Source organism: Streptomyces sp. NPDC050674, from assembly GCF_040654575.1.
GTDB lineage: Bacteria > Actinomycetota > Actinomycetes > Streptomycetales > Streptomycetaceae > Streptomyces.
In genome coordinates this window covers 681,551-707,406 of the sequence record NZ_JBFAIG010000002.1, presented here as the reverse complement: position 1 = coordinate 707,406, position 25,856 = coordinate 681,551, and the positions used below count along the sequence as shown (strand labels likewise).

Here is a 25,856-nt window from a genome sequence, read left to right as displayed (position 1 = left end):
TGGCCCCATGGATACGGGGAGTCCGCACGAGGTGGGGCCGGACGGGCCACGGGGCACGATCGAGGCGGCCGGTGACGAGCCGGTGTGGACCGGACTGCCGCCCGGCCTGCTGAGGATGCGCCGGCTGCTGCTGGTGGTGTGGCTCGGGCTGATCGCCCTGGCCGCCGGGCTGCTGCCGGGGCTGCTGGCCGGACCCGCCTGGGCCGCCTTCGCGCTGCCGCCGCTGGCGCTGATGGCCTGGGGCTGGGTGATGACCGAGCGCAACTGGCGTTCCTGGCGGTACGCCGAGCGGGCCGACGACCTGCTGATCAGCCGGGGCGTGCTGTGGCGCGAGGAGACGGTCGTGCCGTACGGGCGGATGCAGCTGGTCGAGGTCACCTCCGGGCCCGTCGAGCGGCACTTCGGGCTGGCCAGCGTGCAGTTGCACACGGCCGCCGCGGCCACCGACGCGACCATCCCGGGACTGGACCCGGCCGAGGCGGAGCGGCTGCGCGACCGGCTCACCGAGCTGGGCGAGGCCCGATCGGCGGGGCTGTGACGGCGCCCGGGGCCGCCGAGGCCCAGCGGGCCGTCGCCGAGGTCGTCGAGCGGCGGCTGCACCCCGTCACCCCGCTGCGCCGCGCCTGGGCGCCGGTCGCCGTGATCATCGGCTGGGCCGTGCACGACCCCGACGGGGCGCAGCGCCATCTGGCCCGGCTCACCACGACCACCCTGCTGATCGGCCTCGCCGTGCTCGTCCCGGCCGCCGCGCTGTACGGCTTCTGCTCCTGGTGGTTCACGCACTTCGCGGTGACCGAGAGCGAACTGCGCATCCGTACCGGGCTCGTCTTCCGGCGCACCGCGCACATCCGGCTGGAGCGGATCCAGGCCATCGACATCACCCAGCCGCTGCTGGCCCGGGTCGCGGGTGTCTCCAAGCTCAAACTCGACGTCATAGGCACCGACAAGAAGGACGAACTGGCCTTTCTCGGCGCGGACGAGGCCCGGTCGCTGCGGGCCGAACTGCTCGCCCGGGCCGCCGGTTTCGCCCCGGAGACCGCGCACGAGGTCGGGGAGGCCCCGGCCCGGCAGCTGCTGCGGGTGCCGCCCGGGGTGCTCGCCCTGTCGCTGGTGCTGACGGGCGCGACCTGGATGTCGCTGGCCGCGGCGCTCGTCGTCCCGCCGGTGCTGTGGCTGCTCACCCACAGCCTGTGGACGGTCCTCGCGGTCGCCCTGCCGCTGCTGGGCGCGGCGGGCGCGAGCAGCGTGGGGCGGTTCGTCGCCGAGTACGACTGGACGGTGGGTGAGTCGCCCGACGGGCTGCGCATCGATCACGGGCTGCTGGACCGGGCGCACGAGACGGTGCCGCCGGGCCGCGTCCAGACCGTGCGGATCGTGGAACCGCTGCTGTGGCGGCGGCGCGGCTGGGTGCGGGTGGAACTGGACGTGGCGGGCTCGTCCAACTCCGTGCTGGTGCCGGTCGCTCCGCGCGAGATCGCCGCGGACGTCGTCGCGCGCGTGCTGCCCGGGGTGAGCGTGCCGCCCGCCTCGGCCCTGTCGCCGGCGCCGCGAGTCGCCCGCTGGTGCGTGCCGTTGTGGTGGCGTGGCTACAAACTCGCCGTCACGGACGCGGTGTTCGCCTCCCGCTCGGGACTGCTGCGGCGGAGCCTGGCGCTGGTGCCGCACGCCAAGGTGCAGAGCGTACGGCTGACGCAGGGGCCGTGGGAGCGGGCCCGGGGCCTCGCCGACGTGTGTGTGGACACGGGCGCGAACAAGACGGTGCGGGCCCGGCTGCGGGAGGCCGGGGAGGCACGCGAACTGCTGGCCTCCCAGGCGGAGCGGTCCCGGACGGGGCGCAGGGACGCGCGGCCGGACCGCTGGATGGCATGACCGGCCGCACGCCGAGGGCCCCCCGGCCGTAGCCGAGGGGCCCTGGGTCCGCACCGGCGTCAGGACACCGCGCTGCGCAGTGTCTGGACGTCGATCTGCTCGGTCTCGTCGTGCGCCGTCAGGTCGATGACCTGGCCGATGCCGCGCGACTCCTCGTCGGCCGGCTTGTACCGGGCCTCGGCCTCGGCCTTGTGCAGGGCGAGCGCCTCCTGGCCGACGACATCGGCGAGGTCCTCGTTCTGCACGGCCTCCAGGGCGGCGCGCGTGGTGCCCGCCTTGGTGCCGAAGAAGTCGAACCCGCCCTCGGTCAGCGGGCGCCGGGCCGGTACCTGCGGCGGGACGGCCACGGCGGTCGGCACGGCGTAGTGGCCGTCCCGCCCCGCGGACTGCTCGCGCCGCGCGGCCTCCTGGAGCCGACCGGACTCGCCGCCCCGAAGGGGGGTGTCCGCGGCCGGGGCGGAGGTGTCGACGGCCGGTGCGGAGGTGTCCGCGAGCGGGGCGGAGGTGCCGCCGCCCGGAACCGAGGCCGCACCGCGCGGCGCGAAGGCCCCGCCGCCCGGCACGGAAGCCTTGCCATCCCGCGCGGGGGCCTCGCCGGAAGCCGCACCGCCTCGCGCGGAAGCCTCGCCGGAAACCGCACCGCCGCGCACGGAAGCCGCACCGCCCGGCGCCGAGGTCCCGTCGCCCCGCACGGACGTCGCGGCCCTCGCGCGGTCGTGTCCGTCGGCCGCCTCGGACCGTTCCCGTGCCGCCTCGTCCTCCGGCGCCTGCTCGCGCCGTTCCTCCTGCTCCGTCTGCTCCGGCCGCGGCTCCCGCGCGGACTCGGCGTCCTCACCCTCCGGCACGCCGTCGCCGTCGCCGTCACCACCGCCGTCCGGGTCCGGGACGGTCGCACCGTCGAACCGGGCGAGCGCGGCAGCGGCCCGCAGGAAAAGCCGGGAACCCTCGGGCGAGAACACGGCGGGAACCGCGGGCTCCTCCTCGACGGCGAGCGCCTCGGGCGCCCCGTCCCGTACGGGCGAAGCCCCGGCCGCCTCCGACACCCCCGCCGGCAGCGCGGCCCGCGCCGGAACCGTCGCCTCTATCTCGAGCACCCGGCGTTCCTCCAGGACGCTCGCGCGCTCGGTCTCCGCCGTGGCGTACCGGCGCAGCAGCGCGGCGTGCTCGTTGCGCAGCCCGGCCAGTTCCGTGCGCTTGGCGCGCAGCCGCTGCTCCAGCTTGCCGCGCAGCTCCCGCGACTCCTCGAGGTCGGCCTCCAGTTCGGCGACCCGCTCCTCGAAGCGCCACTCGTCGCTCGCCCGCGCGCGCGTGAGGTCGGCGACGCGCTTGCCCGCCTGGGTGTCCCAACGGCGCAGCACGATCGCCCCGATGACCGCCGTCGCCGCGGCCGCCGCGGCCAGACCGCGGAGCACCATCGGCTCCGTGAACAACCAAGGCCCCAGGGCGCAGACGAGGGAGACGCCCGCGATCGCCGACGGGGGCAGCAGCCTGTGCAGGGGCGGGGAATGGCGATGACGTCCACGTGGCATGGCCAGAAACTTACCGCGCGTAGGCGAATCATGGTGACCCACCCCGCAAAAACAAAGCCACACCGAAACCTTCACACGGCATCAGATCTCGACAAGAAGCGGAATGGATCGCTCAAGCAATTCCCAAGATCATTTTCAGGGGCGGCTCAGCCGCTCGCTCATCCACTCCAGCGCCGCCGGAATCTCGCGCCGCCAGGTGTTGAAGTTGTGCCCGCCGCTTTCCAGGATGATCGACGAGATCCGCGTCTTCCCACCGCGCTCCACCCCCTCGATGAACCGGAGCGTGTCCTTGTAGTTGCTCTCTCCCCGCTTGCTGCTGCTGACCAGCAGGGACGTATCGGGGGCGGGCATGTGCGCGAGGTACCACTCCAGATCGGCGCGATTGCGCAACCCCTTGTCGCCCTGGAAGAGATCACCCGTCGTGGCGTCGATCGGCGCCTTGTAGTACGCCGACAAGCCCGCCCCGGCCGCGTACACATCGGGATGGTGCAAGGCGATCTTCAACGCGCAGTAGCCGCCCGTGGAGTTGCCGATGATGCCCAGACCGCCGGGCTTTTCGGCCACCCTGTAGTGCGTGCGCAACGCGTCGGGGAGATCCCTCGCGAAGAACGACTCGGTCTGCGGCCCGCCCGGGATGTCGACGCACTCCGTGTCCCGGGGCGGCGCCACCGTCGGCCGCAGCATCACCAGGATCATCGGCTTCGCCCGGCCCTCCCGGGCCAGCTCCAGAGCCGTACGCGGATAGTGCAGCTTCTCCACCAGCGCCGACGCCGTACCCGGATACCCCGTCAGCACGACGGCCGCCGGGAACCGGTGGGTGCGGTACCGCGGCTGGAAGTACTCCGGCGGCAGATAGACGTACGCGGGCGTGGCTATGTGGGTCGTCCGGCCCACGATGTCGACCTGCTGGACCCGGCCACCGGTCCGGGGCAGCGCCCCGGCCGCCCCCGGCACCCGGCGCGAGGCGACCACCTCCAGCGGGCCGCCGCCCGGCGTGTGGTCGACGACCACGCCCTGGTCCTTCTCCTGCCCGAACAGGTCCGCCCAGCTCGCGTAGAAACCGAAGGACTGGTTGGCGGCGAGGCCCACCGCGGCGAACAGCGCCAGCTGGGTGCCCAGCAGCAGACCCACGCGCCCGCCCACGGCACGCCAGGTGCGCCGGGCCAGCCGTGGCCACAGCCAGACCGTGCCCACGAACAGCAGCACCGCCGACGCCACCGCCAGCACCAGCACCTTTTCGCTTGTCAGACCCATGGGTCGGTCACCTGTGCGCACTCTCCGCCCGGCCCGCCCGCGATCACACCTTCGCACGGGCTTGTCCCGGACTTTCCTCGGCCTTTGATACGGCTTTGACGTGGGGAGTGAACCTCTCCCCCCGAGACACCGTCCTAGAGGGCGCAATGTCGCCGGATGCCCGAATCGGCACCGGATCCAAGGTCTCTCGCAGAACTACGGGATGCGATGTCTGTCAGGACAGATGAGGAAATGTCGGGCGAGGTTCCGCGTCGCTTCAGCGGCACGGCCGGCCCGGGCCGGATGAACCGGATACTGAGCGGGCCACGCCCCGAGGCCGTCCCCGCCCTCGTCGGCAGAGCCTGCGCCCTGGTGGGCGTCCTGGACATCGCCGCGGGCGTCTTCCCCCGCTTCCGGCACAGCCGGATGCACGCCATCGCCGAGGTCCTGCCCGGCGCCCTCGGCCCGTTCGCGGCCGCCCTGTCGCTCAGCACCGGCGTGCTGTTGCTGCTGCTCGCGCACGGCCTCAAGCGCGGCAAGCGCCGGGCCTGGCGGGCCGCCGTGGCGCTCCTGCCCGCCGGGGCCGTCGCGCAGTTCACCTACCGGCACTCACTGGTGGGCATGCTGATCTCGCTGGCCCTGCTGGCGCCCCTGCTGCGCCACCGCGACCAGTTCAACGCCCTGCCCGACCCGCGCAGCCGCTGGCGGGCGCTGGCCAACTTCGTGCTCATGAGCGCCGGTTCGCTGCTGCTCGGGCTGCTCATCGTCAGCGTCCACGGCGAGCGCATCGTCGGCGACCCCAGCCTCGCCGACCGCATCACCCACGTCATCTACGGCCTGTTCGGCTTCGAGGGCCCCGTCGACTACCAGGGCAACACCTCCTGGACCGTCGCCTTCTCCCTCGGCGCCCTCGGTCTGCTCACCGCCGTCACCACCATCTACCTGGCCTTCCGCCCCGAGCACCCGGCCGCACAGCTCACCGAGGAGGACGAGGCCCGGCTGCGCGCCCTGCTGGACAAGCACGGACGCCGCGACTCCCTCGGCCACTTCGCCCTGCGCCGCGACAAGGCCGTCGTCTTCTCCCCCAGCGGCAAGGCGGCGGTCACCTACCGCGTCGTCTCCGGCGTGATGCTCGCCAGCGGCGACCCGATCGGCGACGTCGAGGCCTGGCCCGGCGCCATCGAACGGTTCATGGACGAGGCCAAGGCCCACTCCTGGACCCCCGCCGTCATGGGCTGCTCCGAGACCGGCGGCGAGGTGTGGACCCGCGAGACCGGGCTCGACGCCCTCGAACTGGGTGACGAGGCGGTGGTGGACGTCGCGGATTTCTCCCTCGCCGGCCGCGCGATGCGCAATGTGCGCCAGATGGTCAAGCGCATCGAGCGCGCCGGTTACGAAACCCGGGTACGACGTGTCCGTGACCTCGGCGAAACCGAACTGGAGCGCATCCGCCAGGCCGCCGACGACTGGCGCGGCACCGACACCGAACGCGGCTTCTCCATGGCCCTGGGCCGCGTCGGCGACCCCGCCGACGGCGACTGCCTCATCGCCACCGCCCACAAGCAGGACGAGCACCCCGGCCCCTACGGCGACCTGAAGGCGATCCTGCACTTCGTGCCCTGGGGCACCGACGGTGTCTCCCTGGACCTGATGCGCCGCGACCGCTCCGCCGACCCCGGCATGAACGAGCTGCTCATCGTGGCCGCCCTCCAGGCCGCCCCCAAGCTCGGCATCGCCCGCGTCTCCCTCAACTTCGCCATGTTCCGCGCGGCGCTGGCCCGCGGCGAGAAGATCGGGGCCGGACCGGTGCTGCGCGCCTGGCGCGGACTGCTGGTCTTCCTCTCCCGCTGGTTCCAGATCGAGTCCCTGTACAAGTTCAACGCCAAGTTCCAGCCGCGCTGGGAGCCGCGCTTCGTCGTCTACCGCGCCTCCGCCGACCTGCCCCGCATCGGCTTCGCCGCCATGCAGGCCGAGGGCTTCGTCAACCTCGCCCTCCCCCTGCCGCGCTTCCTGCGCCCCCGGCGCGCCACCACCTCCCGCCCCTGCGCCCACGCCACCACGGCCGAACGCGACGTCCGGGCGGCATGACCCGCCCCCGGGGGGCGTCGCCCCGGGCCGCAGCGCCGGGCGGCCCCCGCCGGGGCCTACGCTGACCATATGAGCAACCAGAGCGGACGCGGGCGCGTGGCGGGCCTACCCGAATGGGACCGCTGCGCGGTCATGGGTGTCGTGAACGTCACCCCCGACTCCTTCTCCGACGGCGGCCGCTTCTTCGACACCACGGCCGCCGTCAAACGCGGCCTCGACCTGGTCACCGAGGGCGCGGACCTGGTCGACGTCGGCGGCGAGTCCACCCGCCCCGGAGCCACCCGGGTCGACGAGGCCGAGGAGCTGCGCCGTGTCGTCCCCGTCGTGCGCGGTCTGGCCTCCGAGGGCGTCACGGTGTCCGTCGACACCATGCGCGCCTCCGTCGCCGAACGGGCCCTCGCGGCCGGTGCCGCCCTCGTCAACGACGTCAGCGGCGGCCTGGCCGACCCCCGCATGATCCCGGCCGTCGCCGACGCCGGAACCCCCTTCGTCGTCATGCACTGGCGCGGCTTCCTCCAGGGCGGCAACGTCCGAGGCGAGTACACCGACGTCGTCACCGAAGTCGTCGACGAACTGCACGCGCGCGTGGAGGCCGTCCTGGCCGGCGGCATCGCCCCCGACCGTGTCGTCGTCGACCCCGGCCTGGGCTTCTCCAAGGACGCCGAGCACGACCTCGCCCTCCTCGCCGGCCTCGACCGGGTCCTCGGCCTCGGACATCCGCTGCTCGTCGCCGCCTCCCGCAAGCGCTTCCTCGGCCGGGTCCTGGCCGCCCCCGACGGCCCGCCACCGCCCGCACGCGAACGCGACGCCGCCACCGCCGCCGTGTCCGCGCTCGCGGCGCACGCCGGCGCATGGGCGGTCCGCGTCCACGAGGTGCGCGCCACCGCGGACGCGGTCCGGGTCGCCCGCGCCATCGCGGGAGCGCGCGGGACGCACACCGGCGCGGAAGGAGCCCGGTGAGCGCCCCCCACACCGACGTCGAACAGGTCGAGGCCGCCAACACCGCCTTCTACGAGGCACTCGAGCAAGGTGACTTCGAGGAGCTGGCCTCCCTCTGGCTGACCCCCTCCGACCTGGGCGTCGACGAGACCTACCACGACCCCGCCGACACCGGCGTGGTCTCCTGCGTGCACCCCGGCTGGCCCGTGCTGACCGGCCGCGGCGAGGTCCTCAGGTCGTACGCGCTGATCATGGCGAACACCGACTACATCCAGTTCTTCCTGACCGACGTGCACGTCTCGGTCACCGGCGACACCGCCCTGGTGAACTGCACCGAGAACATCCTCAGCGGCGGCCCCGCCCCCGAGGGCGCCGACGAGGAACTCGGCCCCCTCGTCGGGCAGCTCGTGGTCGCCACCAATGTGTTCCGGCGCACGCCCCAGGGGTGGAAACTCTGGTCGCACCACGCTTCCCCCGTCCTCGCCGAAACCGACGAGGACGAGCAGGACGACACCCCCACCTGAGTGGGTACGCGCCAGGAAGTGGTTGGAAACACCACCCCACGGGTAGGGGCGGCTACCAGCCCGTGAGCCGGCGGGTTCCCCCGGACGAACGCCCGGTGAATCCTGACGGATCCGGCCGAGGCCCCCACCCCATGGCCCGGCCCCGCCCGTGCTCGCAGGTAGATTCGACCGAGGCCGGGGTGCCGGCCGCACCCGGCACCGACCGGCCCTGACCGACGATTGCAGGAGTGATTCGCGTGGATCGTGTCGCGCTGCGCGGCCTGAAGGCCCGCGGGCACCACGGGGTGTTCCCGAAGGAACGCGAGGAGGGCCAGACCTTCGTCGTGGACCTCGTCCTCGGCCTGGACACCCGCCCGGCCGCGGCCGACGACGACCTGGCGAAGACCGTGCACTACGGCATCGTGGCGGAGGAGGTCGTGGCCGTCGTCCAGGGCGAGCCCGTCGACCTCGTCGAGACGCTCGCCGAGCGCATCGCCCAGGTCTGTCTGAAGCACGAGGCGGTCCAGGAGGTCGAGGTCTGCGTCCACAAGCCGGAGGCCCCGATCACCGTCCCCTTCGACGACGTGACCGTCACCATCACCCGGAGCCGAGCATGACCGCGCCTTTCATCCAGGGCCCGACCGACCCGACCGTCCAGCCGGTGCCCGCTTCCGTCGTCGAGAAGGTCGACGCCGCCGACACGACCCTGTCCAACCCGAAACGGGCCGTGGTCGCCCTCGGCTCCAACCTCGGCAACCGCCTGGAGACCCTCCAGGGAGCCGTGGACGCCCTCGGGGACACGCCCGGCGTCCGCGTCAAGGGCGTCTCCCCGGTCTACGAGACCGAGCCCTGGGGCGTCGATCCCGGCAGCCAGCCCGCCTACTTCAACGCCGTCGTGGTCCTCAAGACCACCCTCCCGCCCTCCTCGCTCCTGGAGCGCGCGCACGCGGTCGAGGAGGCCTTCCACCGCGTCCGGGACGAGCACTGGGGCCCCCGCACCCTCGACGTCGACATCGTCTCCTACGCCGATGTCGTCTCCGACGACCCGCGGCTCACCCTCCCCCACCCCCGCGCCCATGAACGCGCCTTCGTCCTGGCCCCCTGGCACGACCTGGACCCCGAGGCGCAGCTGCCCGGCCACGGCCCGGTCGCCGGTCTGCTGGAGGCCGTCACCCGCGAGGGCGTGACACCCCGCGAGGACCTGGAACTCCGGCTGCCCGAGTAGCCGTTAAGGTCAAGACGGCCGCGAACCGGGCCGGAAGCCGGGGGAACCGAAGGGACACCGTGAGAGAGCTGCGTATCCGGGTGCTGGCCGGCGTCTTCGCCGTGGCCGCTGTCCTGTCCTGGGCGGGCGCCCGCCTGTGGAACTCGATCGGAACGCTCCCCAGCGTCCCCCTGCCCGCCCCCATCGTCCTCGCCGCGATCGCCGTGGTCCTGCTGGCCACGGCGCTCTCGATCCGCGCCCGCCTCAAGGCCCAGCGCGAGCGGCTTCCGGACGCCAAGGGCGTCGACCCCCTCATGGCCGCCCGAGCCGTCGTCTTCGGCCACGCCAGCGCCCTGGTCGCCGCCCTCGTGGCCGGCATGTACGGCGGCACCGGCGTCTTCCTCCTGGAGTACCTGGAGATCCCCGCCCGCCGCGACCAGGCCATCTACGCCGGCCTCTCGGTCCTCGCGGGCATCGCCGTCATAGCGGCCGCCCTCTTCCTGGAGCGCGTCTGCAAACTCCCGGAGGACGACGAGAACGACGGCACGGGGGTTGCCCCGACGGTGTGACCCACCCGGGCTCACCAGGGCTGCCGGGCGAGATGCCCGTTGATCAGGAAACCCGGGTAGGGGTGGAGGCGGTAGCGGTAAAGGGTGAACGGCTTGTTCGCAGTCGCCCGCCGCCGCACCTCACGCACCTGAACCCACCCGGACTCCCGAAGCTGCAAGGGGTGCCGTTCGGACCTGAACGTTCCTCGTGCGGGCCAGCTGTCGGTCACGACGAGATGTGCGGCAGACGCTCGGGGACGGGGGGTGAAGCGGGCACCGACCACTTTGGCCAGTTCCGCGAGGAACGGCACATTGGCACTGACCAGCAAGCGCCCGGACCAGTTCTTGGGCCTGAATCCGTCGCCGTCCACATACCCGTCCAGAAAACCCTCGAACGTCTCCCTGTCCCGGAGGACAACGCGAGGGAACCGCTGCCTCATATGGTGCGCGTCCCCGCCCACGTATTGCCTCACAAGATCCGCCAAGTACGACGAGACCACGCGTACGCGAAAACCAGGGACGTCACGCTGAAGGTAGCCGGACGGCCGTGACACCGCTTGCAGCCGGGCAGGCAGCCCGGTCGCAGACGCCAGGCAAGCCGCATAGCGAGAAGCGAAACCCTCGTCGTTGACCACAAGTGAGACGTAGTTCCTACCGACTGTTCCGTCAGAACACGTGGCGCCGATGAAGTAGCCGAACTCATATCCCGACTTGATCGTCAACCGCTCGCGGCACAACTTCCGCGCAGGTGTCCAAGCCAGGACGGTCCCCTCGGCATCTCGGGCGTGAACCCACCCGTCCGGCGTGCCCAGCATCTGATCTGGGGACACTGCGAACGTCAGGTGATCTGTCACCACGTCGACGACTTCACGCGCCTGGGCGGTCGAGACGCCGGTGACCGTCGTGGGGACCGTGCGCCCCTCGTCCAAGGTCCACAGACGGCAGCCCACCTGAACGCTCCGCGCCTGCTGACGGCCACCGACGACGTTCACCGTCTGCCGACTCGGCAGCCCGTATCCCACCGCGCCCCCCGATCAGTTATGAATCACCGATCAGGGACGATATCGGGCAGTACTGACAGTGGGTTCAGCGCGCCAGTATCAGACTCATCGCCTCGGACCGGGTCGTAGCGTCCCGAAGCTGGCCTCGGACCGCCGATGTCGTGGTCTTGGCCCCCGGCTTGCGGATGCCGCGCACGGACATGCACATGTGCTCCGCCTCGATCACGACGATGGCGCCCCGCGCTTCGAGGATCTTCATCAGGGAGTCGGCGATCTGGGTGGTGAGTCGTTCCTGCACCTGCGGACGCCGGGCGAACACCTCGACGAGACGGGCCAGCTTCGACAGACCGGTGATCTTGCCGGTCTCCGCCGGGATGTAGCCGACATGAGCAACGCCGTGGAACGGCAGCAGGTGATGTTCACAGAGGCTCACGATCTCGATGTCCTTGACCAGGACCATCTCGTCGTGCCCCAGATCGAACGTCGTCGTCAGAACATCCTCGGGCTCCTGCCGCAGCCCTGCCAGCAGCTCGCGATACGCCCGCGCCACCCGTGCCGGCGTCTCCCGGAGGCCCTCGCGGTCCGGGTCCTCACCGACCGCGATCAGGAGCTCGCGGACGGCGTTCTCGGCGCGCTTCTCGTCGAACTCGCCGATCCGGCCGTCGCCGTCCAGCGTCACGGGGTCGGTCATGTGGTGCCTCGTTCCTGTGTCCTTCACGGAGCGGCCTGCGGAAATGGCGAAAAGCCGCGCCCCCCAGGCTAAAACCTGGGGGGCGCGGCATCCATTCCGGGGGCGGCGGGGCCTTTGGGGGCCCGGGTCAGCCCTCGGGGCGTTCCTCCGGGGTCGGCTCGGGCGCCGGGGTGGGCTCCGCCGCGGTGCTCTTCGCGGTGGAGATGGCCGGCGTCGCGCCGTTCGCGCCGTTCGTCAGGGCCAGCTCCTTGGGGGAGAGCACCGGCGGACGGGTGGACGGCGTGCGGCGGGAGGATCCGGTCCAGGCGGGCCTGGGCGGACGCTTGACGATCGGGGCGAAGATCTCGGCGATCTCCTCCTTGCCCAGCGTCTCCTTCTCCAGCAGCTGCAGCACGAGGTTGTCGAGGACGTCGCGGTTCTCGACCAGGATCTCCCAGGCCTCGTTGTGCGCCGTCTCGATGAGCTTCTTGACCTCTTCGTCCACGAGCGCGGCGATCTCTTCCGAGTAGTCGCGCTGGTGAGACATCTCACGGCCGAGGAAGGGCTCGGTGTTGTCGCCGCCGAACTTGATCGCGCCGAGACGCTCGGTCATGCCGTACTGCGTGACCATGGCGCGGGCCAGGCCGGTGGCCTTCTCGATGTCGTTGGCGGCACCCGTGGTCGGGTCGTGGAAGACGAGCTCCTCGGCCGCGCGGCCGCCCAGCATGTACGCCAGCTGGTCGAGCATCTCGTTGCGCGTGGTCGAGTACTTGTCCTCGTCCGGCAGCACCATCGTGTAGCCGAGGGCACGGCCGCGCGACAGGATCGTGATCTTGTGGACGGGGTCGGAGTTCGGTGAGGCCGCCGCGACCAGGGCGTGTCCGCCCTCGTGGTACGCGGTGATCTTCTTCTCCTTGTCCGACATGATCCGGGTCCGCTTCTGCGGGCCCGCGACCACACGGTCGATCGCCTCGTCCAGCATGTGGTTGTCGATCAGCTTCTTGTCGCTGCGGGCCGTCAGCAGGGCGGCCTCGTTCAGCACGTTGGCCAGATCGGCACCCGTCATACCTGGCGTGCGACGCGCCATCGCCGACAGGTCGACGTCGGGCGCGACCGGCTTGCCCTTCTGGTGGACCTTGAGGATCTCCAGACGGCCCTGCATGTCCGGGCGGTCGACGGCGATCTGCCGGTCGAAGCGGCCGGGGCGCAGCAGCGCCGGGTCGAGGATGTCGGGCCGGTTCGTGGCGGCGATGAGGATCACGCCGCCCTTGACGTCGAAGCCGTCCATCTCGACGAGCAGCTGGTTCAGGGTCTGCTCGCGCTCGTCGTGACCGCCGCCGAGTCCGGCACCGCGGTGACGGCCGACGGCGTCGATCTCGTCGACGAAGACGATCGCCGGGGCGTTCGCCTTGGCCTGCTCGAACAGGTCACGGACACGGGAGGCACCGACACCGACGAACATCTCGACGAAGTCGGAACCGGAGATCGAGTAGAAGGGGACGCCGGCCTCGCCCGCGACGGCACGCGCGAGGAGGGTCTTGCCGGTGCCGGGAGGCCCGTAGAGCAGGACGCCCTTGGGGATCTTGGCGCCGACGGCCTGGAACTTGGCCGGCTCCTGGAGGAACTCCTTGATCTCGTGGAGCTCCTCGACGGCCTCGTCGGACCCGGCGACGTCGGCGAAGGTCGTCTTGGGGGTGTCCTTGGTGATGAGCTTGGCCTTGGACTTCCCGAAGTTCATGACCCGGGAGCCGCCGCCCTGCATCTGATTCATCAGGAACAGGAAGATGATCACGATGAGAACAAGGGGCAGCAGGAAGGAGATCAGCATCCCGATGAACGGGTTCTGCTTGGACGGCGAGACGGTGTAGCCGTCCGGGATCTGCTTGTCCTGGTACTTGTTCTGCAGCGTGTTGGCGATGTCCACGCCCTGATCGCCGATGTAGCTCGCCTGGATCTTCGAGCTGCCCTCGACCTTTACGCCGTCCTTGAGCGTGGCCTTGATGGTCTGCTCGTCACCGGTGGTCAGCTTGGCCGACTCGACCTTGTTCTGGTTGATCGCCTGGACGATCTGGCCGGTGTCCACCGTCTTGTAGCCGCCGGACGAGCCGACGACCTGCATCAACACGACCACGGCAAGGACGGCCAGCACGATCCACATGACCGGCCCACGGAAGTATCGCTTCACGTCCATCCATACGGAGCGGTGCCGCCCCGTCCCTCCTGCCATAGTGAGTTTGATAAAGACTGTTCTTCGGACGGTACCCCAGCATTGTCACCTGAAGCCGCGTGGGACAGCTGGCGATCCGCCTACGCATGCTCCAACGGCGGGAAGTCCGCTGGGGTTCCCGATCACCGTGACGGCATCCCTTCCGGGGTTTCAGCCGCCGTACACGTGGGGCGCGAGCGTACCGACGAACGGGAGGTTGCGGTACTTCTCGGCGTAGTCGAGTCCGTATCCCACGACGAATTCGTTGGGGATGTCGAAGCCGACCCATTCCACGTCGATGGCCACCTTCGCGGCCTCGGGCTTGCGCAGCAGCGTGCACACCTTGAGGGAGGCGGGCTCGCGCGAGCCGAGGTTGGAGAGCAGCCAGGACAGGGTCAGGCCGGAGTCGATGATGTCTTCGACGATCAGGACGTGCTTGCCCTTGATGTCGGTGTCGAGGTCCTTGAGGATCCGCACCACACCGGAGGACTGGGTGCCCGCCCCGTACGAGGATACGGCCATCCAGTCCATGGTGACGGGGGTGGACAGCGCCCGGGCGAGGTCGGCCATGACCATCACCGCGCCCTTGAGGACTCCGACGATCAGCAGGTCCTTGCCCGCGTACTCCGCGTCGATCTTCGCTGCCAGCTCGACCAGCTTGGCGTCGATCTCTTCCTTGGTGATGAGCACCTTCTCGAGGTCGGCACCCATGTCTTTCGCGTCCACCCGCATCACTTTCGGTCGTCCCACCGGCCGAACGGCCCCTCCTGGCGACTGCGGGGAGGGGTCGTGGTTCAGCCTTGCCGAATCACCAGTCTGCCACCCTGCCGCCGGGCCACGACTTTGCCGGGGAGGTTGATGGCCCCCTGGCCGCGCCAGCCGGTGATCAGCCGGTCGATTTCCTCGATGTGGCGGGCGAACAGCGATCCGGCGGGTGCCCCGGCCGCGACGGCGGCCCGGCGCAGGATGCGGCGGCGTACGGCGGGCGGCAGGGCGTAGAGCCTGGCGCACTCCAGCTGCCCTGAGGCGTCGCGGACGGTGGCCTCGGCCTGGGAGGCCCAGGAGTCGAGGGCGTCGGCGTCGTCGCGGGAGAGCTGGGCCGTACGGGCGAGGGCTTCGACGACGCCCTTGCCGAGGGCCTTCTCCAGGGCGGGCAGGCCTTCGTGGCGCAGCCGGGAGCGGGTGTAGGCCGGGTCGGCGTTGTGGGGGTCGTCCCAGACGGGCAGGGACTGGACCATGCAGGCCTTGCGGGCGGTCTGCCGGTCGAGTTCCAGGAAGGGGCGGCGGTAACGGCCGTCGGCCCCCGAGACCGCGGCCATTCCGGACAGGGAGCGGGTGCCGGAGCCCCGGGCGAGCCCGAGCAGGACGGTTTCGGCCTGGTCGTCGCGGGTGTGGCCGAGCAGGACGGCGGCGGCGCCGTGGCGTTCGGCGGCCGCGTCGAGGGCGGCGTAGCGGGCGTCGCGGGCGGCGGCTTCGGGCCCGCCGGCGCGGCCCACGGTGACGGCGACGGAGTCGACGGGGTCGAGGCCGAGCTCGCGCAGGCGCTGGACGACTTCGGCGGCGCGGGCGTCGGAGCCGGCCTGGAGGCCGTGGTCGACGGTGATGCCGCCGGCCCTGATGCCGAGTTTGGGCGACTCGAAGGCGAGGGCGGAGGCGAGGGCCATGGAGTCGGCGCCGCCGGAGCACGCCACGAGCACGAGCGGCGGGGGCTCGTGCGAGGGGGCGTGCGGGGCCGCGACGGGGGCGCGGTGGTGTTCGGTGAGGAGGTCGTGGAGGACGCGGCGGACCGCCAGGCGTATCGCCGCGACCGCAGGATGGGGACCCATGTCCGGTTCCCTTCATGAAGTTATCGGGGGGTGAGCCCGCGTGTCGGTCACGCCGAGTGTGTAGATGGTGACAGAACCGGGCCGTTCCCCGAGCATCGCACGCCTACCCCTGCCTCACGGTCCCTCGGACGGGTGATTGGAGGGGCGTTCGCCTGCCGTCGGCCGGTTTCCTTTCACGACCTTCCCGCGATGTTCACTACTCGGCCCTGCGGTGCACCCGCGCGACCCAGTCCGCCGGTTTGGCGATCTCCGACTTGGTGGGGAGGGTGTTGGGCGAGGTCCACACCCGGTTGAAGCCGTCCATGCCGACCTCGTCCACGACGGCCCGCACGAAGCGTTCGCCGTCCCGGTACTGGCGGAGCTTGGCGTCCAGGCCGAGCAGCTTGCGCAGGGCGAGGTCCAGGCGGGAGGCGCCCTTGGCGCGGCGCTGCTGGAACTTCTCGCGGATTTCGCCGACGGACGGCACGACGGAGGGGCCGACGCCGTCCATCACGAAGTCGGCGTGGCCCTCCAGCAGGGACATCACGGCCGTGAGGCGGCCGAGGATCTCGCGCTGGGCGGGGGTCTGGACGATCTCGACGAGGGAGCGGCCGCCGTCGTCCTCCTCGCCCTCGGGGCGGCCCCCGGCGAGGCTCTGGGCGGCTTCCCGGACGCGTTCCAGGACGGTCATGGGGTCGACATCGGTCTCGCCCAGGAACGACTGGATTTCACCCTCAAGGTGGTCCCGCAGCCAGGGCACGGCGGTGAACTGGGTGCGGTGCGTCTCCTCGTGGAGGCACACCCAGAGCCTGAAGTCGTGCGGGTCGACGTCGAGTTCGCGCTCCACGTGCACGATGTTGGGGGCGACGAGCAGCAGCCGGCCGCCGCCGTTCTGCCCGGACGGCAGGTCGCCGGTGGCCGGGGCGAAGGTCTCGTACTGGCCGAGGACGCGGGAGGCCAGGAAGGACAGCAGCATGCCCACTTCGACGCCGGTGACCTTGCCGCCGACGGCGCTCATGACCGCGCCGCCCGGGCTGTCGCCGCGCCGTTCCTGCATCTTGTCGAGCAGGGGCCTGAGGATTTCCCGGAAGCCGGCGACGTTGGCCCGGATCCAGCCCGCCCGGTCGACGACGAGGACGGGGGTGTCGTGCCCCTCCTCGGTGCCCAGCCGGGTGAATCCGCGGACGTGTTCTTCCGATGCCTTGGCGTGCCGGCGCAGTTCCGCGACGACGGCCCTCGCCTCGTCGCGACTGACCTCGGGGCCCGGCCGTACGAGCCGGGTCGCGGTCGCGACCGCGAGATTCCAGTCGACCATGCCGGTTGAAGCACCACCGATGCTCGTCATGCGTCAACCGTACGTGAGCGCTCGCCGCTGGGGCAGGGCGGCGAGGGCCGGGGTGATGCGGGGTCCGTTCCCGGTCACCCGGTGCCGACGGCCGCACCCACCGTGTCCCACCCCGCCCGGTCGACCGCCCGGGGCGGCGCGACGGGGTGGCCGGTGGCCGTGGCCGCGGCGGCCGGGCCCGGGCAGACATGGCCGGGCCCACTCCGGCAGCCGGAACGCCGAGCCGGTAACTGGACAGCCAGGCCGCGACGGCCGGGCAACCGGGCGCAGCCGATGGCCTGCCGGGCCACCGGTAGCCGCAGCCGCGACGGCCGGGCCCGAGCAGACACGGCCGGACCTGCTCCGGTAGCCGGAGCGCCGGGGCCGGACGGTCAGGCGGTGACGGCCGCGCAGCCGGTGGGTGTGCCGTGGGGGGTCGGGGACCGGGTCGCCGTCACCTGCAGCCGCATGCCGCCAGGGCCGTGGCGATGCGGTCCAGGGCCTGCTGGGTCGCCGCCCGGCGGCCCGGGTCCGTGTCGGCGGCCATGAACGCGAAGGCCAGCAGGCGGCCGTCCTCGTCGACCAGGGTGCCCGCGAGGGCGTGCACGCCCGAGAGGGTGCCGGTCTTGGCGCGGACGACGCCGGCCGCCCCGTCCGCGTAGCGGCCGGTCAGGGTGCCGGTGAAACCGGCGACGGGCAGGCCGGTGAGGGCCGGGCGGAGCTCGGGGTGGGAGGGGTCGGCCGCCTTGGCGAGCAGCGCGGTGAGCAGGCCGGGGGACAGCCGGTCGGCGCGGTTCAGGCCGCTGCCGTCCTTGAAGGCGGCGCCCTTCAGGGGCAGGCCCAGCTTGCGCAGCCGCGCGCTGACGGCTTTCCCGGCGCCGGCGAAGTCGGCCCGGCCGCCCGTGGCGATCGCGGTCTGCCGGGCCAGGGCCTCGGCGATGTCGTTGTCGCTGTTGGTCAGCATGCGCTCGACGAGGGCGGACAGCGGGGGCGAGGAGACCGAGGCGAGGGTCTGGGCGCGGGTCGTGGCCTTGGACGGGCCGGGGGCCGTGGCCTTGATGCCGTGGGACTTCAGGAAGTCGCCGAACCGGCGGGCCGCGTCCGCCGCCGGGTCCTCGACGCGGTCGACCGGGCCGCTGGTCGAGTCGTCGGTGCGGCCCTCGTCGGCCATCAGGGGGGTGATGCGGGCGATGTTGCCGTCGACCCCGATCGGGTGCATTTCGTCGCCCGCGTAGAGGGTCGTGTCGTAGGACAGGGTCACCTCGCGGACGCCCCGGTCGGCGAGGGCGGCGGCCGTGGAGGCGGCCAGGGTGCGCAGGCTCGCCGAGTCCCCGGCCTTCTCGCGGGCCGTGAGCGTGGGGTCGCCGCCGCCGACCAGGACGACTTCCTTCGTGTCGGGTTCCAGCGCGGCGCGGGTGGTGAGGCGGTGGTCGGGGCCCATCGCGGACAGCGCGGCGACGGCCGTGGCGACCTTCGTGGTGGAGGCCGGGGTGAGCGCGGCGTCCGGGGTCCTGCCGAACAGGCGCCTGCCGGTGGTGACGTCGACGACCGCCCCGGCGGGCCGGGGGCCGAGGGCCGGGTCCTTCAGCAGCGGTGTGAGGGCGTCGGTGAGGGCTTTGCCGTCCGGGCCGGACTTCACGGTGCTGACGCCGCCGAGGCCGGTCAGCACCGGTCCGGCGCTGGGGGCGGGCCGGGGCCGGCCGGGCGCGCCGGGGGCGCTGCCGTGATCTGTGCCACCCGGGCGGCCCAGTGCCACTGCCCGGTCCCGCTCGGCCGTACGCTGACCCGAGGAGTCCCAGGGACCGGCGGCGGTCACCACACCGGCCGCCAGTGCGAGACCGGCGGTGGCGGCCCCCGCGGTGTACTGCCAGGGCCGCGTGACCTGCGCGACCTGCGGTTTCCCGGCTGGTGCGAGCCGGGCGAGCCGTGGTTTCGTGGCCGCTGCGGCCCGGGCCAGGCGCGGTCGTACGGCATCCGCGAGCCGCACCACATGCGGTCTCGCGGCCCGCCAAGGCCTCAGCTCTGGCACGACCACCAGCCCCTTTCGCGATCACACACCTGCGTGAGGGACACTTAACCACCAGAACTATGTGTTGATCATGGAGGAGCCACCGGTGGAGTTCGACGTCACGATCGAGATTCCGAAGGGTTCGCGCAACAAGTACGAGGTGGACCACGAGACCGGTCGTATCCGCCTGGACCGGCGACTCTTCACCTCGACCGCCTACCCGACCGACTACGGCTTCGTCGAGAACACCCTCGGCGAGGACGGCGACCCGCTGGACGCGCTGGTCATCCTCGACGAGCCGACGTTCCCGGGCTGCCTGATCCGCTGCCGTGCGATCGGCATGTTCCGCATGACGGACGAGGCCGGCGGCGACGACAAGCTGCTGTGCGTGCCGTCGACGGACCCGCGCGTGGAGCACCTGCGGGACATCCACCACGTGTCGGAGTTCGACCGCCTGGAGATCCAGCACTTCTTCGAGGTCTACAAGGACCTGGAGCCGGGCAAGTCCGTCGAGGGCGCCGACTGGGTGGGCCGCACCGAGGCCGAGGCCGAGATCGAGCGGTCGTACAAGCGATTCAAGGACCAGGGCGGTCACTGACCCCCTCCCCTTGGTGCTCACGGGCCGCACGCCTGCGTGTGCGGCCCGTTCGTCCGTCTGTGCGCATACTGAGCCTGTGGGGGGTACGAGGCTGACGTGTCGTACAGGGAGCGCCAGGCAGTGATGGACGCGGAGGACCGCAAGCCGAAGTCGGACGAGGCCAGGAGCGCCTTCCTGCCTCCGGCCGGGACCGGCGTCGACGGAGACATGTCGACGACGTCGGAGTTCGCGATCCCCGAGGGTCTGGCCCTGCACAGAGCGGCCGGTACGGAGTCCGAGACGACCTCCGAGTTCGCGGTGCCGCAGGGGCTGGACGTCCATGCGGCGCCCGCGGTGGAGCAGGAGGGGTCGGCGTTCACCCCGCCGAGCACGTACAGCGCGAAGCACCCTCCGACGGCCTTCACACCGCCGAGCGGGATCCCCGTGGTCAGTCTGACCAAGGACGTGCCCTGGCAGGACCGGATGCGCACGATGCTGCGCATGCCGGTGGCGGACCGGCCGGCGCCGGAGACGATCCAGCGCGGCGGCGACGAGAGCGGGCCCGCCGTGCCGCGCGTGCTCGACCTGACGTTGCGTATCGGCGAGTTGCTGCTGGCGGGCGGTGAGGGCGCCGAGGACGTGGAGGCGGCGATGTTCGCCGTCTGCCGGTCCTACGGCCTGGACCGCTGCGAGCCCAACGTCACCTTCACGCTGCTGGCCATCTCGTACCAGCCGTCCCTCGTCGAGGACCCGGTCACGGCGTCACGCACCGTGCGCCGCCGGGGCACCGACTACACGCGGCTCGCGGCCGTATACCAGCTGGTGGACGACCTCAGCGACGACGAGACGGCCGTCTCCCTGGAGGAGGCCTACCGGCGGCTGGCGGAGATCCGCCGTAACCGGCACCCCTACCCCGGCTGGGCGCTGACCGGTGCGAGCGGCCTGCTGGCGGGTGCGGCCTCCGTCCTGGTGGGCGGTGACGTGGTCGTGTTCGTCGCGGCGGCGCTGGGCGCGATGCTCGGTGACCGGCTGGCGTGGCTGTGCGCGGGGCGCGGGCTGCCGGAGTTCTACCAGTTCACGGTGGCCGCGATGCCGCCGGCCGCGATCGGGGTCGCGCTGACGCTGGGCCATGTCGACGTGAAGGCCTCCGCGGTCATCACCGGTGGGCTGTTCGCGCTGCTGCCCGGGCGGGCCCTGGTGGCGGGGGTGCAGGACGGACTGACGGGGTTCTACATCACCGCGTCCGCGCGTCTGCTGGAGGTCCTGTACTTCTTCGTCGGCATCGTCGCGGGTGTGCTGCTGGTGCTGTACTTCGGCGTGCAGCTGGGAGCGCGGCTCAACCCGGACCAGGCGCTCGGCGCCTCCGACGACCCGGTGATGATGATCGGGGCGTCGATGCTGCTGTCCCTGGCGTTCGCGGTCCTGCTCCAGCAGGAACGATCCACCGTGGTGTGGGTGACCCTGAACGGCGGTGTCGCGTGGATCGTGTACGGCGCGATGCACTACGTGGGAGACATCTCGCCGGTGGCGTCCACGGCGGCGGCCGCGGGGCTGGTGGGGCTGTTCGGGCAGTTGCTGTCCCGGTACCAGTTCGCCTCCGCCCTGCCGTACACGACGGCGGCGATCGGGCCTCTGCTGCCGGGTTCGGCGACCTACTTCGGGCTGCTGGCCATCGCGCAGAACGAGATCGACGAAGGGCTGGTGTCTCTGTCCAAGGCGGTGGCGCTCGCCATGGCCATCGCCATCGGGGTGAACCTGGGTTCCGAGATCTCCCGGATGTTCCTGCGCATCGGGTCCGCGGAGAAGCGAAGGGCCGCCAAGCGCACCAGGGGCTTCTGATGGCTTAGGCGGCCGCGGACCGGCGGGGGCGTTCGCGGTTCAGTAACCGCCGTTGTACGGCTGCTGGTGACCGCCGCCCTGCTGATGGCCGTAGCCCTGCTGCTGACCGTAGCCCTGCTGCTGATGGCCGTACCCCTGCTGCTGGTGACCGCCGCCCTGCTGCTGGGGTTGGCCGTAGCCCGGGGTCTGCGGGTACTGGCCGTAGTACTGCTGCTCCTGGTGGCCGTTCTGCCGGCCGTACGGGGGCTGCTGCGGCTGCTGGTGGGGCGGCTGGTCCTGCGGGGTGATGCGGCGCAGCTGCGTGGTGGCGTCGTCCATGGCGGGGGGCTGCTGCCGCTCCGCGGGGGCCTGCGCCGCGGCCCGCTTCTTCTTCGAGCGGTCCCGCAGGTACTCGAAGATGATCGGCACGACGGAGAGCAGGACGATCAGGACCAGGATCGGCTCGACGTTCTTCTTGATGAAGGCGATCTGGCCGAGCCAGTAGCCCGCGAGGGTGACGCCGGTGCCCCAGGCGACGCCGCCGATGACGTTGTACGTGAGGAACGTGCGGTACTTCATGCGGCCGGCGCCGGCCACGATGGGGGCGAAGGTGCGCACGATGGGCACGAAGCGGGCCAGCACGATCGCCTTGGGACCGTACTTCTCCATGAACTCGTGGGCCTTGTCCAGGTTCTCCTGCTTGAAGAGCTTGGAGTTGGGACGGCTGAAGAGCTTCGGGCCCAGGAACTTGCCGATCATGTAGCCCACTTGGTCGCCGAGGACGGCGGCCAGCACGATCAGGGTGCAGACCAGCCACAGCGGCTGGCTGATGTAGGTCCCCTCGGCGACGAAGAGGCCGGCCGTGAACAGCAGGGAGTCGCCGGGCAGGAAGGCGAAGAGACCGGACTCCGCGAAGACGATGAGCAGGATCCCGGGCAGGCTGAACGTCGAGATCAGGTAGTCCGGGCTGAGCCACTCGGGGCCGAGCGCAAGCGTGGTCACGGGGATGTGGCTCCTGCTGCAGTGGGGGACGGGCTGGGCTGGCTGCCTCAAAGTATCAACGCAGCCGTCCCGGCCCAGGTTCCATGGGGGTACTCAGGATGCACCGTGGGCCGTCCCGGGCAAAGCTGTGGACCATGGGCATCGATGAATACGGCGGTGGACAGGGCCCCCGGCCCGACGTCCTCGTCGTCACCACGAACGACGTTCCCGGCTACCACGTGCGCGAGGTGATCGGTGAGGTCTTCGGCCTGACCGTGCGCTCCCGGCACCTGGGGAGCCAGATCGGCGCCGGGCTGAAGTCGATGGTCGGCGGCGAGCTGCGCGGGCTCACCAAGACCCTCGTGCAGACCCGCAACCAGGCCATGGAGCGACTGGTCGAACAGGCACGCGCGCGGGGCGCCAACTGCGTCCTGGCGTTCCGCTTCGACGTGACGGAGGCGGCGGACGTGGGCACCGAGGTGTGCGCGTACGGCACGGCGGTGGTGATCGAGGACGCGCACATGGCGTGACAGGAGCGCTGCCGACGGTAGCCGGAGACCCGCCGCGTGCCTCCCGGGAATCCGGCTGCCGTACCCGCTCGTCCGCCCTCGCTGCCGTCCCTCGTCCGCCTCGCGTCCGCCCGCTACCTGGCGGCGGCCGCGGCGGGGGCGAGGGCCGCGCCGGCGGCGGCCGCGGCGGGGGCGAGGGCCGCGACGGTCTTGCCGGCCAGTTCCGCCCGCTTGTCGCTCTCGGCGAAGACGTACAGGAGCGCCGGGTGGGTGGCGCCGAAGGCCAGCACGAAACGGTTGAGGCCCATGAACTGCCCGATGCCGAGGTGGAACAGCGTCATCGAGCCGAGGAACGCCTTCGCCGCGGGCTTGGGCAGGACGAAGACCAGCGGGAAGGAGACCTCCGCGGCGACCGTCCCCCAGGTCACGAGCTTGCCCACGGTGGGGTACTTGTGCACCAGCCGGTACACGCGCTGGTCACCGTAGTTGCGCGTACGGATGACCCCGTTGAACGCCTCTCCGCTGAGCCACACCGGGGAGACGAGCTTGACCACGCCGGACGCGACATAGGAGATGGTCGTCTCCAGCGCGAGGGCGCGCATGGCCACGTCGCGGGCCTTGTCGCCGTCCTTGAAGGTGCCGGTCGAGGCGAGGACGATGTTGATCACCTGCTGGAGCTGGTCGGCGCCGTCACCGCCGAAGGGGGTGCGCAGCCGCCCGGCCGCGCCCGTCACCGCCAGGACGGCACTGCCCGCCGTGCGCACGCCGCGCTTGTGGGCCCAGATCAGCGTCGCGGCGGAGGCACCCGCCTGCACCCCGTACAGGGCGACGGCCGCCTTCTTGGACTCCAGGGCGCGCGTCAGCCGGGGAAAGCGCTTGGCGAACTTGGGGCGCATGTTGGCCACCTGGCCGCTCAGCATTTCGCCCTCTTCGAACTTGCGCGACTGGCTCAGCATTTCCAGTGCGGAGACCAACGTGCCCAGCGAAGCCACTCGGCGTGCCGTGACCTCGGGCGGAGCGCTGAGGAACATGGATGGGTGCTCCCGACGGTGTGATGCGAGTACGGTTGATACGGCGAACGGCGGCACGGTATGCGTATCGGGCGTACCGTGCCGCCGCTTTCACAGGACGGAGCCGGCGATGCCGGTCAGCGTCGCCTGAGGGCCCGTCGGTCAGCCGGCGAGGTCGTTGGTGACCTCGTTCAGCGCGTAGGCGGTCGCGGCGGTCACCGCGACACCCTCCGGGGTGGCGAGGGCGGCCAGCGGGGTGAGCATGGTCGGGGTCGCGTCGTTGCCGATACGGCCCGGAGTCACGTCAGCCAGCTCGGTGTTGGCGAAATCAGCCACAACAGACATGGTTGTCCTCTTCCTGTCGGTAATGCGCGGAACAGTTCTCCGGCCGTTCGGCGGGAGGGCGCGGACTCACGCGGCACGAGGGTGCCGAGTGAGCTCGCGGCTTCCGGTCGAAAGGCTCGGGCCGCCCGTTCACGCGGGAATGCGCGACGGTGCCTCGGCGGGGGTGACGTCTCCGTCCAGGGGGAATTCCATGGAGACGAAGACGGGTTCGATCTGCCGGTCCTGCGGGCTGGTGGGGTACGAGTGCAGCAGCATGAACTGGCTGTGCGTGGCGCCCTCGGCGTGCGGCAGGTGCAGCTGGATGTAGCGCCCGAGCAGCCGGTATCCGGAGGCGGTCGTCACGGGGAGGACCGCCGATCCGAAGGCGACCGCGTGGGCGAGGGCGTGCTGGGTCGCGTCGAACAGGGCCTTCGGGCTCCGGTTGCGGGCGTTCCAGGCCAGCGCGTACCACGGCCGGTCCTGGACGATCGGGACCTCCGTCCACTCACCGGGCTTTCCAGCCGTGATGTCGCGGTAGAGCAGGTGGTTGTCCTTGACGCCCGGGTTCGGCCCGAAGAAGCGCCAGTTCGGGGTGGGAATGCGCAGCTTCCCGCGCCGCAGCAGACCGTCGAAGCGCTGCTCGGGGATCTGTGCCACGGCCGTGGCGACCAGCCATGCGGCCAGTGACGTCGTGACGGCGGCGGTCTTCACACGCTCGGTGTCCATCTTCGGGATCACGCCGGTTCCTCCTCCCGCACCGCGGCGTCGCCGACGATCCGGCGTGCCGTGGTGGACGGCCGCCACGACTCCCCGAGCGACTCGGAGGGCGGTTCGCCGGTGATCAGTTCCGTCACCTCTTCGGCGTGCTTGCGCACCGAGAGCAGGGACTCGTGGTCCGAGCCGGCCACGAAGTGATGCCGGCTGCGCTCGGAGATGACGGCCAGCCTGGCCTGGATTCCGGCGTGCAGGGTGTTGTCGCCGATGTTGTTCTCCGCCGTGATGACGGTCAACGGGCAGTCCAGGCGGGTCAGTTCCGGGTAGGTCTGGGCGTCGCGGTACTCCCGGTGCGCCGTGGCCCAGTTGCGCGGGGTGGCCAGGAACGCCCGGTGGCTCCGGTTGATCTCCGGACGGTACTGCTGGTGCGTGTTCATGGCCGGGCGGAAGACCGAGAGTCCCGTGGCGGCGAACACCTGCTCCATCATCATCCGCTGGTGGGACCAGCGGTCGACGTCGGTTCGGCGGGCGTGGCGCAGGCTGACCACTTCGGTGGCGTCGATCATCACCACGTGGGTCACACCCCGCACAGCGCCCGGGTGCAGCGACGCGTAGGCCGCCACGAAGTACCCGCCCAGGGAGTGCCCCGCCAGCACGACGGGAAGGTCGTCGATGTAGGTGTCGCGCAGCTCCTGCAACAGCTCGAAATGCGCCTCGAGGCCGTAGCGGGTGCCCGGGGTGCTGAGCCCGTAGCCGGGGCGGTTGAAGCGTACGTATCCCATGTCCGCGGGAAGTGCGCGGCAGACCCAGTCCCAGTATTCCTGGGGTGCGCCCATTCCGTTGTCCAGCAGAACGGCTCGCTGCGCCTGCGGAGGAATATGGACGTCGACCTCGACGAGGCTGCCGTCCGGCCTTTCATGCATCTGATAACGCCGCGCACGCTCGCGCGCACCGGTGAATCGGGTTACCGCACCGGTCAGAAGGCTTGCGCCGGCC

At 71.5% G+C, this 25,856-nt stretch carries 25 protein-coding genes; 11 read left to right on the top strand and 14 right to left on the bottom strand.

Features of this window, described 5'->3' with window-relative positions; all coding sequences use genetic code 11:
- Window positions 1–7 precede the first annotated feature (7 nt).
- Window positions 8–538: a PH domain-containing protein gene (locus tag AB0I06_RS06665; protein ID WP_363117622.1), complete on the top strand. Its 531-nt coding sequence runs from the start codon at window positions 8–10 to the stop codon at window positions 536–538.
- Window positions 535–1,869 carry a PH domain-containing protein gene (locus tag AB0I06_RS06660; RefSeq protein WP_363117621.1) on the top strand — a complete coding sequence of 445 codons (1,335 nt, stop codon included), beginning with the start codon at window positions 535–537 and terminating at the stop codon, window positions 1,867–1,869. The genes AB0I06_RS06665 and AB0I06_RS06660 overlap by 4 nt, the downstream gene beginning before the upstream one ends.
- A 59-nt stretch (window positions 1,870–1,928) precedes the next feature.
- Here AB0I06_RS06660 and AB0I06_RS06655 read toward each other — a convergent pair whose 3' ends face one another.
- Complete coding sequence (locus AB0I06_RS06655; RefSeq protein ID WP_363117620.1) at window positions 1,929–3,398, bottom strand: hypothetical protein; 1,470 nt, start codon at window positions 3,396–3,398, stop codon at window positions 1,929–1,931.
- A gap of 135 nt (window positions 3,399–3,533) precedes the next feature.
- On the bottom strand, window positions 3,534–4,652 hold the full coding sequence (locus tag AB0I06_RS06650; protein ID WP_363117619.1) for an alpha/beta hydrolase-fold protein: 1,119 nt from the start codon (window positions 4,650–4,652) through the stop codon (window positions 3,534–3,536).
- A gap of 231 nt (window positions 4,653–4,883) precedes the next feature.
- Between AB0I06_RS06650 and AB0I06_RS06645 the strand changes: the two genes are divergently transcribed.
- The 6 genes from AB0I06_RS06645 (at window position 4,884) to AB0I06_RS06620 (ending at window position 9,934) form a co-directional block, all read left to right on the top strand.
- Window positions 4,884–6,719, top strand: coding sequence for a phosphatidylglycerol lysyltransferase domain-containing protein (locus tag AB0I06_RS06645; protein ID WP_363117618.1), 1,836 nt, complete (start codon window positions 4,884–4,886; stop codon window positions 6,717–6,719).
- Between the two features lie 69 nt (window positions 6,720–6,788).
- Window positions 6,789–7,679 (top strand): dihydropteroate synthase, encoded by an 891-nt coding sequence (gene folP, locus AB0I06_RS06640; protein ID WP_363117617.1) that lies wholly within the window; start codon window positions 6,789–6,791, stop codon window positions 7,677–7,679.
- Window positions 7,676–8,182 carry a nuclear transport factor 2 family protein gene (locus AB0I06_RS06635; protein ID WP_363117616.1) on the top strand — a complete coding sequence of 169 codons (507 nt, stop codon included), beginning with the start codon at window positions 7,676–7,678 and terminating at the stop codon, window positions 8,180–8,182. The genes folP and AB0I06_RS06635 overlap by 4 nt, the downstream gene beginning before the upstream one ends.
- Before the next feature lie 236 nt (window positions 8,183–8,418).
- Window positions 8,419–8,778: a dihydroneopterin aldolase gene (gene folB / locus AB0I06_RS06630; RefSeq protein WP_363117615.1), complete on the top strand. Its 360-nt coding sequence runs from the start codon at window positions 8,419–8,421 to the stop codon at window positions 8,776–8,778.
- Complete coding sequence (folK, locus tag AB0I06_RS06625; RefSeq protein WP_363117614.1) at window positions 8,775–9,386, top strand: 2-amino-4-hydroxy-6-hydroxymethyldihydropteridine diphosphokinase; 612 nt, start codon at window positions 8,775–8,777, stop codon at window positions 9,384–9,386. Before folB ends, folK begins: the two co-directional genes overlap by 4 nt.
- A 59-nt stretch (window positions 9,387–9,445) precedes the next feature.
- Complete coding sequence (locus tag AB0I06_RS06620) at window positions 9,446–9,934, top strand: DUF3180 domain-containing protein (RefSeq protein ID WP_363117613.1); 489 nt, start codon at window positions 9,446–9,448, stop codon at window positions 9,932–9,934.
- Window positions 9,935–9,945: 11 nt separating this feature from the next.
- On the opposite strand, the gene AB0I06_RS06615 is transcribed toward AB0I06_RS06620, so the two are convergent.
- The 7 genes from AB0I06_RS06615 to dacB all read right to left on the bottom strand — a co-directional run bounded on the left by AB0I06_RS06615 (window position 9,946) and on the right by dacB (window position 18,954).
- Window positions 9,946–10,935: a hypothetical protein gene (locus tag AB0I06_RS06615; RefSeq protein ID WP_363117612.1), complete on the bottom strand. Its 990-nt coding sequence runs from the start codon at window positions 10,933–10,935 to the stop codon at window positions 9,946–9,948.
- A gap of 64 nt (window positions 10,936–10,999) precedes the next feature.
- A complete protein-coding gene (gene folE / locus AB0I06_RS06610; RefSeq protein WP_363117611.1) occupies window positions 11,000–11,605 on the bottom strand; it encodes a GTP cyclohydrolase I FolE in 606 nt (201 codons plus the stop codon).
- Window positions 11,606–11,732: 127 nt separating this feature from the next.
- Window positions 11,733–13,775 (bottom strand): ATP-dependent zinc metalloprotease FtsH, encoded by a 2,043-nt coding sequence (gene ftsH / locus AB0I06_RS06605; RefSeq protein WP_363117702.1) that lies wholly within the window; start codon window positions 13,773–13,775, stop codon window positions 11,733–11,735.
- 186 nt (window positions 13,776–13,961) lie between these two features.
- Entirely contained in the window at window positions 13,962–14,522 is a 561-nt protein-coding gene (hpt, locus tag AB0I06_RS06600) for a hypoxanthine phosphoribosyltransferase (RefSeq protein ID WP_363117701.1), read from the bottom strand.
- A gap of 62 nt (window positions 14,523–14,584) precedes the next feature.
- Entirely contained in the window at window positions 14,585–15,616 is a 1,032-nt protein-coding gene (gene tilS, locus AB0I06_RS06595) for a tRNA lysidine(34) synthetase TilS (RefSeq protein ID WP_363117610.1), read from the bottom strand.
- Window positions 15,617–15,812: 196 nt separating this feature from the next.
- A complete protein-coding gene (locus AB0I06_RS06590) occupies window positions 15,813–16,940 on the bottom strand; it encodes a zinc-dependent metalloprotease (RefSeq protein ID WP_363117609.1) in 1,128 nt (375 codons plus the stop codon).
- A 433-nt stretch (window positions 16,941–17,373) separates the two neighbouring features.
- Complete coding sequence (gene dacB / locus AB0I06_RS06585) at window positions 17,374–18,954, bottom strand: D-alanyl-D-alanine carboxypeptidase/D-alanyl-D-alanine-endopeptidase (RefSeq protein ID WP_363117608.1); 1,581 nt, start codon at window positions 18,952–18,954, stop codon at window positions 17,374–17,376.
- A gap of 79 nt (window positions 18,955–19,033) precedes the next feature.
- Here dacB and AB0I06_RS06580 point away from each other — a divergent pair, with 79 nt between their 5' ends.
- A complete protein-coding gene (locus tag AB0I06_RS06580; RefSeq protein ID WP_003975424.1) occupies window positions 19,034–19,525 on the top strand; it encodes an inorganic diphosphatase in 492 nt (163 codons plus the stop codon).
- 120 nt (window positions 19,526–19,645) lie between these two features.
- Entirely contained in the window at window positions 19,646–21,343 is a 1,698-nt protein-coding gene (locus AB0I06_RS06575; protein WP_363117700.1) for a threonine/serine exporter family protein, read from the top strand.
- Between the two features lie 39 nt (window positions 21,344–21,382).
- Here the strand turns inward: AB0I06_RS06575 and AB0I06_RS06570 are convergent, their stop codons facing one another.
- Entirely contained in the window at window positions 21,383–22,324 is a 942-nt protein-coding gene (locus AB0I06_RS06570) for a VTT domain-containing protein (RefSeq protein WP_363117607.1), read from the bottom strand.
- A gap of 134 nt (window positions 22,325–22,458) precedes the next feature.
- On the opposite strand from AB0I06_RS06570, the gene AB0I06_RS06565 reads away from it, so the two are divergent.
- Window positions 22,459–22,833, top strand: coding sequence for a YbjQ family protein (locus tag AB0I06_RS06565; protein WP_363117606.1), 375 nt, complete (start codon window positions 22,459–22,461; stop codon window positions 22,831–22,833).
- Window positions 22,834–22,946: 113 nt separating this feature from the next.
- On the opposite strand, the gene AB0I06_RS06560 is transcribed toward AB0I06_RS06565, so the two are convergent.
- The 4 genes from AB0I06_RS06560 to AB0I06_RS06545 all read right to left on the bottom strand — a co-directional run bounded on the left by AB0I06_RS06560 (window position 22,947) and on the right by AB0I06_RS06545 (window position 25,783).
- A complete protein-coding gene (locus AB0I06_RS06560; RefSeq protein ID WP_363117605.1) occupies window positions 22,947–23,843 on the bottom strand; it encodes a hypothetical protein in 897 nt (298 codons plus the stop codon).
- A gap of 141 nt (window positions 23,844–23,984) precedes the next feature.
- Window positions 23,985–24,167, bottom strand: a complete 183-nt coding sequence (locus AB0I06_RS06555; protein WP_099046143.1) for a linaridin family RiPP — start codon at window positions 24,165–24,167, stop codon at window positions 23,985–23,987.
- 129 nt (window positions 24,168–24,296) lie between these two features.
- Window positions 24,297–24,884, bottom strand: coding sequence for a hypothetical protein (locus AB0I06_RS06550; protein WP_363117604.1), 588 nt, complete (start codon window positions 24,882–24,884; stop codon window positions 24,297–24,299).
- Window positions 24,881–25,783, bottom strand: a complete 903-nt coding sequence (locus tag AB0I06_RS06545) for an alpha/beta hydrolase (RefSeq protein ID WP_363117603.1) — start codon at window positions 25,781–25,783, stop codon at window positions 24,881–24,883. Before AB0I06_RS06545 ends, AB0I06_RS06550 begins: the two co-directional genes overlap by 4 nt.
- Window positions 25,784–25,856 lie beyond the last annotated feature (73 nt).